The organism is Acinetobacter soli, assembly GCF_000760595.1.
GTDB classification, from domain to species: domain Bacteria; phylum Pseudomonadota; class Gammaproteobacteria; order Pseudomonadales; family Moraxellaceae; genus Acinetobacter; species Acinetobacter soli.
Map to the genome: position 1 here is coordinate 325,808 of NZ_BBNM01000003.1, position 6,543 is coordinate 332,350.

A 6,543-nucleotide genomic window follows, 5' to 3' on the forward strand; every position below is an offset into this window, starting at 1 on the left:
TTTGAATTCAAAACTTAAAACGTACTATCCTAAAAAGACCAAATTCTATTCCAAACACGCCTTGTAGCGTAGGAGTATCAAAATGTCTAAGAAGTTGCCTATCTACTTCTCTGACAACGCATGGGAATCACTTCAAGATCTCATGGGTTCAGAGGGTAAACCAAGTCCAACAATCAATACTGTTCTCGAGCAGATCGCGTTTCAGACTGAGCTTGTTGATAAGCTCGGGCTCACATCTGTTTTACCGAGAACAAAGCTTTCTGTGCCGGTTTCACTTGAACGTATCCCAGCGGGCCCAGCCTTTAGTACAAAGGATGAACAAGACAAGGCGCTCGATCTCAATGAATTTCTGATTCACAACCCCATTTCAACGTTTATTGCTTATGTTGATAGCGAATCAATGCTCGGTGCCGGGCTTGATGTGAATGATCCGATTATCATTGATCGTAGTATCGAAGCAAAGCATTGCGACATCGTCGTTGCCCTGATCGACAATAAAGACTCAACCATCAAACGATTGATGATTACGAGCAAAATGTCGAAATCAGAAATCAAAGAAATTTTCGGTGATGAAAACTATCCCTTACCTAAACTGTGGCTCAAAGCTGAGAATCCAGCATACAAGCACATTATCCCTTCAGATAATCAGACAGTCGTGATCTGGGGTGTGGTCACTTTCAACTTAAAGCGTATTTATCATCGCTCATAAGTCATAAGAAGAACAAAAATGAAAAGTGAAAACGAAATATTCGCGTTGGTTGACGTGAATAATTGCTATGTCTCATGTGAGCGTGTATTTAATCCATCTCTTAATGATCGTCCAGTTATCGTGCTCAGTAATAACGACGGCTGCGCAGTGGCCAGAAGTCAGGAATCTAAAGATTTAGGCATAAGAATGGGTGTGCCATTCTTTCAAATTAAAGAGTTGGTTCAGCAACACAATGTCCAGGTACTATCCAGCAATTATGCCCTATATGGCGAAATGTCACGTAGGTTCATGTTGCTACTCGGCCAATACGTCGCGCCAGATGAACAAGAAATTTATAGTATTGATGAATGCTTCCTGAAACTGACGGCATATGGCCAAAACTATAATTTGACTCAGTACGCTAAAGACATGCGTGAGAAAGCAATGCACTGGCTCGGTCTTCCCTGCTGTGTGGGAATTGGAAGATCTAAAACTGAGGCTAAAATTGCTAATCATCTTGCGAAGAAAAATAAGTATTTCGACGGCGTTTGTAATCTAGTTGAGATGGATCCTTGCTCTGCTGAATATATCCTAGCGAGCATCGATGTATCCGAAGTCTGGGGAGTTGGGCGTCAGAATTGCAAAAAGCTCAATACGATGGGCATCAATACAGTTTTAGATCTCATTAATGCGAATCCCAAAGAGATTAAGAAAAACTTTAGCGTCGTCATGGAAAAAACAGTCAGAGAACTTCAAGGCATTTCATGCATTGATCTTGAAAATGACGAGGTCGCCAAGAAGCAAATCATCAGCAGCCGGTCCTATGGCAGTCCAGTCTATCAGATCGATGATATCAAGTCTTCAGTAAGGCTTTATGTAGCACGTGCAGTGAAGCGTATGCGTGAAGATGAATCTCTATGCAAAATGATTGGCGTGTTTATACAAACCGGGCGTTTTGACAAGACAGAGAGATATTCACCTTACATCGTGGTTCAAATGCATGAGCATACTGATGATTTGCTTTACATCACGAAAGCAGCCATGAAAGGTATCGATCAGATCTATAAGAGAGGTTTCAAATATAAGAAAGCCGGGATTGTACTCTTAGAGATCATCGACAAGTCAAAGTTTGTGCCTGATATGTTCACTGATCACACACAACGCTCTGAGCGAGAGAACTTATCGAATGCCATTGAAGCGATCAGTGAACGTTTTGGAAAAAACTTGGTCACAGTCGGTATCGCAAATAATCAAAAAGCCGATTGGCACATGAATCAAAATTTAAGATCACCATTGTATTTAACAAGATGGTCGGATCTCTTTCGAGTAGGATAAAACAATGCACTTATTTAAACTGACAGATGAGCAATTGGCACAACTACTTATCCCTAAGCGTTTTGTCCCACCCACTCCCCCAGAGTTGATGGGTAAGAAAATGGAATATGTATTTGATAGTGATGATAAATTTGAGTTGACTTATGATGAGCTTGTCGAGATTATCAGCAAAGCCAGATTGGCGGGGCCCAAGTTGATACCGGTGTTGGGGACTGTGGGGGATTAGCTCTATAGTTATAATAATTTCAATTAGAATTTAGTGAGATATAAATGAGCAATGAATTTAATAAACATGGTCTCTCAAGAAATATACCATCAGACATAAAGGCTAAAATAAGACAAAATGATGGTTATGGCTGTGTAAAATGTGGAAATATTTTTATACAGTATGAGCATATTGAACCTTTATTTTGTGATGCTAAGATTCATGATCCAGATAAGATAACTTTGTTATGTGCTGGTTGTCATAATGAATCTACAGGAAAAAGACTCCCAAAAAGAATCATAAATTTACTTAAAAATGATCCATACTGTAAGAGATCTGGTTTCACAAAAAGTAGTAAGTTTTATCCAAATCCAGAGCAAATGATAATAAAAATTGGTAATTCAACTTTTTCAAATACCGATATTGCAATCACAGTTCATGGGAAACCGATTATTTGGGTTACAAAAGATTATTCTGATCCATACTCACCATTACTATATAATGCAATCTTTATGGATTCAAATGGTAAAAAAATTGGCTACCTAAATAATAATGAGTTTATTGGAATAGTAGGAAGTTGTGACTTTCAAGCTATTTCCAATAGAATTGAAGTTCGATCAAAAAAAGGGGAAATAAATTTAATTTTAGAAATTGAGGGCGATGGTTTCGTAAATATTAAAAGACTTTTTTTTAAATATAATAATAATACAATCAAATTAAGTAAAGATGGTGATATTCAAATTGGTGAAAATCAAACTATTGGAAGAATTAATACTAATAACTGTTTTAGTCCTTTAGGTTTTATGAATTCACCGAGTATAAGAAATTCACTTAATGTTCTGAGTGCTTCTATTTTATTTACAAGAGCAATGAAATTTTCTGATATTTTTGGTAATTATCGTGGCTATATATATGATTCAAAGGTATTCGATCTCACGTTTAATTGTGTAGGTCTAGTAAAGCAAAATGAAATCTATAATTTATTTGATGAGTATATAGGAAATATTTTCAAAAATAATAACTCTTATACTCATATTGTTATGGAAAAGTTTGAATATCCAGATCAAGAACCTATCTGGATATCACCAAGAAATAAGAAAATTTTTTTCTTTCAACAGCAAATTTTAATTGATACTAGTTATAGACTTTTTGATCTTAGAAAGCTTAATTAAAAATTTCTAGGGCCATGCTTTTATCAATCGCTCTGCATCAGCCGTGTGCTCATCAGCTTTTTGTGCCATAAATCGATATTCTGTGATGCAGCTTTCGAGTACGTCACCTGAGGAATCGGCGTATTCAATGATGGTTTCTCGGGAAGCCGAGGACATACGTTGCTTTGCGCTGGCAAGTTGCTTTGACAAGCTGTCAGCACTGGAACGAGCAGAATCAGCATCAGATTGTATTTGTTTAACTTTAGCATTGTAGTTTTGCTCCGCTTGAGTGATTTGCTCTGCCCAGACTTTTTCTTGTTGAGCAGCTTGAACTTTGGCTTTTTCAGCAGCAAGTTTCTGTTGAGTGATGTAGTCAGCGTGTTGCTGCTTAAGGTTTTTAATTTGACCGGCTTGATTGTTCACTTGGCATGATTGAAATAAGCAGCAAATCAACAAAATGATGATTAATGTCCAACGCTTATTTTCCAAAATCCATTTCACGCAGACGTAAAAAAAGCGCTTAATCGCGCTCAGTATTGATAACCAGGTCATAAATTAGTTCCCATACATTTGCTGTGTCTTTCCAGTTGTCGCGTCCACACACCAGCACACCGTTTATTACCTGGTGTGCTGCAATCAAAACCACCTGAATATTTATATTTGAGCAATGCATCACAAGCAGCTTTGTATTTTCCCATTTTCAAGTTTTTCAGCATTGACGAACTGGACCAATTACCAATACCGAATTGATAAACAAAATCAGTGTAGGCATCGTATTCGTGCTGATAGATCGGAACATTTAAAATCGTTTTGTTAAAGCGCTGCGCTTCTTTATCCATATGCTTTCGTAAAAAGATCATTCCCTGCTCTCGTGTAACCGCTGGATCTGTCATTTTTACTTTAGTACCATCTGGATAGACCGTGGTACCAAACGCAATCGTTGGAACGTCATTCTTTGTTGGAATGATGGGCGATGGCGTAAAGCCTTCTTGTTGAGCTGTTGATTGCAACTGTGTTTCACTAGGACCATAAATAAAAACGCCGCTGGTTATGGCAGCGGCGATTGTTGAACCTATTACAAATAATCTAGTCTTGTTTGACACGACATTCCCCTCTCAAATTTGCCATACGCTGTTTATGCTCGATCTCGCGCAACTCAGCATCTCTTTTTTCACGTTTATTTTTGGCAATCGCAAAGTAAAGCTGAATAAGCAAGCCGAGTGCTGCAATAGCTAAACCACCCCACGCGATTACATCTACATTTGCTACAAATCCCAAAAATGAAGCACTCCCGCTGGTAACTGTGACTTTGCTTGTAAGCGTTGCTGCACTTGCTTCAATTACTGATTGTTCTGACATGCCAACCTCCAGATCGTGGCAATAAAAAAGCACCCGTTTGGGTGCCATGTTTTAGTTAAAATTAAGCCTCTAAAGTCGCCTGTGTCACTCTCGCCGAGTAGTTCCACGATGTTGGCTTCCAGACATCACGCGCCGCAACCCTAATGTAATAGGTCGTGGTCGAATCCAGATTTCCAATTGTGCAGGCATTCTCAGTACCGGTCCAATTCGCGGCCAGCGTTTCCGGATCAAAGCTGGCATTTTTACTGATCCACACTTGGTAATCTTTCAGATCCGGAACTTCACTTGGTATCCACGTTACCGTGATTGAGTTTGATGTAGCCGATGTATAGACGTTTGCCAAGATCGATGGCACTGGATTGCTGATATTCAGGTCCGTAAATGTGCTGGTACCATTTTCTGATTTGCTCGCAACACGGATTGTATAGTTACGCTGCAGTCCATCCACTTTAGCCTCTTCCATCGAATAGGTGTACTCAGCACTGGTCGTTTCAATCGTTCTAAGCAGTGTGCTTCCAGACAAGACCTGCACAATATACCCCTGTGCACCAGCAGCAAACTGCCATTGCGCTTTAAATGACGTTCCAACAAATGGCGACTGTAGCGATAAGCCCCTAACACCTGAAGGACGTCCACCGTTTAGCGTGTGGCTGTAAGCTGTGACTTCATCTAAAGTTTGTTCTTTCTGCTGCAGGCCATTGAAGCTTGTGAATTTCAAATAGATGGTTTTATCAATCAGATTCGAATTGAATTCATGCTGAAAGATGGCTTTATCTATTCGCACAAAGGATTCACCGGCATTATGCGCCAAAGCATCATCAAACCGTCCACGTAACACACCACCAAGCGTATAAAGCCCTGAACCATTCAGTGTGGCATCAACATAGCTGACATATTCATCACCGACTCTGCAGAGCGTTGTATTCACCTGAGCATCTTCAGACGTTCCACTAAAAATCTGACTAGATGTGTTTAGCTGGACTTGCATTGCAGTTGCACTGGAATTAATTGCAGTAACCAACTGGCCATAGCGTGCAGATCCGTAAATCGTACCGATCATTTCATATGTTGTATTGTCCAGACTTGCCCAGACATTACAGCCGCCCCAGTTACTTCCGCCTGATGCTGCTACCCATACCTGATTTTTACCATCGGTTAGATCGAGCGGCGGTTCAAAGATTACCGGCGCATTAACATTACCTGGTTCCTCGTTACCTCCCTGATAGCCATTTGACGCTTGCAAGTCGTATTCAACTGCTGAGCGTGAACCTAAGGCCAGTTCTTCTGCAGTCACTGTGAGCAATCCGTCCTGATCCTCCTCGATGCGCGTGATACGCACGGGAAATCGATCTAAACCCAAAGACTCATCTGTGAGCGTCACGATATCCATCGGCTCGAGTCGGCAGTACTTCCAGCCCAGATCAAACTCATACTCATTACGCACGTAAAGTTTGCGCTGCAGCAATAATTGCACAGCATGTCGGGCAATCTTCGGCTCACAGAAAAAGTCATACTTGACTGGATCCTGAGTACGTAGTCCAAACATTTCAATGTTTGCTTGGTCTTTCGCTTCGACCGTCTCGGTGTTGTACTGATTGAAGCGATTCACGTACTCAATCTGACAGTGATTAAATGCATCCGTATCACGGCTACGCTTTACACGAACGGGCTGATCATCACCAATGAAGTCATCATCTGTTAAATGATAGGCTGCTGTCAGATCCGGTGTAAACGTGACTCCATTTCCTGATACTGCAGTGTCACCATAGGACCGAATTTTTAAGCCGTCAGGACTGGGTACAATC

At 40.5% G+C, this 6,543-nt stretch carries 8 protein-coding genes; 4 read left to right on the plus strand and 4 right to left on the minus strand.

Annotated elements, in window-relative coordinates:
• The first annotated feature begins 82 nt into the window (after positions 1-82).
• Genes Aso01_RS05910 through Aso01_RS05925 form a run of 4 tightly spaced genes read left to right on the plus strand, consistent with a single transcriptional unit; the run spans position 83 to position 3,400 of the window.
• Positions 83-709 carry a LexA family protein gene (locus Aso01_RS05910; protein WP_004935685.1) on the plus strand — a complete coding sequence of 209 codons (627 nt, stop codon included), beginning with the start codon at positions 83-85 and terminating at the stop codon, positions 707-709.
• 18 nt (positions 710-727) lie between these two features.
• Positions 728-2,023: a Y-family DNA polymerase gene (locus Aso01_RS05915; RefSeq protein ID WP_004935683.1), complete on the plus strand. Its 1,296-nt coding sequence runs from the start codon at positions 728-730 to the stop codon at positions 2,021-2,023.
• A 4-nt stretch (positions 2,024-2,027) separates the two neighbouring features.
• Complete coding sequence (locus tag Aso01_RS05920; RefSeq protein WP_004935681.1) at positions 2,028-2,249, plus strand: hypothetical protein; 222 nt, start codon at positions 2,028-2,030, stop codon at positions 2,247-2,249.
• Positions 2,250-2,293: 44 nt separating this feature from the next.
• Positions 2,294-3,400: an HNH endonuclease gene (locus Aso01_RS05925; protein WP_004935679.1), complete on the plus strand. Its 1,107-nt coding sequence runs from the start codon at positions 2,294-2,296 to the stop codon at positions 3,398-3,400.
• A 6-nt stretch (positions 3,401-3,406) separates the two neighbouring features.
• Here the strand turns inward: Aso01_RS05925 and Aso01_RS05930 are convergent, their stop codons facing one another.
• The 4 genes from Aso01_RS05930 to Aso01_RS05945 form a co-directional block, all read right to left on the minus strand.
• Complete coding sequence (locus tag Aso01_RS05930; RefSeq protein ID WP_004935677.1) at positions 3,407-3,931, minus strand: hypothetical protein; 525 nt, start codon at positions 3,929-3,931, stop codon at positions 3,407-3,409.
• Positions 3,928-4,482 carry a glycoside hydrolase family protein gene (locus Aso01_RS05935; protein ID WP_004935675.1) on the minus strand — a complete coding sequence of 185 codons (555 nt, stop codon included), beginning with the start codon at positions 4,480-4,482 and terminating at the stop codon, positions 3,928-3,930. Before Aso01_RS05935 ends, Aso01_RS05930 begins: the two co-directional genes overlap by 4 nt.
• Positions 4,466-4,738: a holin gene (locus tag Aso01_RS05940; protein ID WP_004935673.1), complete on the minus strand. Its 273-nt coding sequence runs from the start codon at positions 4,736-4,738 to the stop codon at positions 4,466-4,468. Before Aso01_RS05940 ends, Aso01_RS05935 begins: the two co-directional genes overlap by 17 nt.
• Positions 4,739-4,799: 61 nt before the next feature.
• Positions 4,800-6,543 (minus strand): phage tail protein (locus Aso01_RS05945; protein ID WP_042065227.1); only part of this gene is annotated, 1,744 nt, incomplete at its 5' end.

Bases quoted from the DNA above. Each gene is read 5' to 3' on its own strand.
- Aso01_RS05910 (WP_004935685.1), top strand. From the start codon at position 83: ATGTCTAAGAAGTTGCCTATCTACTTCTCTGACAACGCATGGGAATCA.
- Aso01_RS05915 (WP_004935683.1), top strand. From the start codon at position 728: ATGAAAAGTGAAAACGAAATATTCGCGTTGGTTGACGTGAATAATTGC.
- Aso01_RS05920 (WP_004935681.1), top strand. From the start codon at position 2,028: ATGCACTTATTTAAACTGACAGATGAGCAATTGGCACAACTACTTATC.
- Aso01_RS05925 (WP_004935679.1), top strand. From the start codon at position 2,294: ATGAGCAATGAATTTAATAAACATGGTCTCTCAAGAAATATACCATCA.
- Aso01_RS05930 (WP_004935677.1), bottom strand. From the start codon at position 3,931: ATGACCTGGTTATCAATACTGAGCGCGATTAAGCGCTTTTTTTACGTC.
- Aso01_RS05940 (WP_004935673.1), bottom strand. From the start codon at position 4,738: ATGTCAGAACAATCAGTAATTGAAGCAAGTGCAGCAACGCTTACAAGC.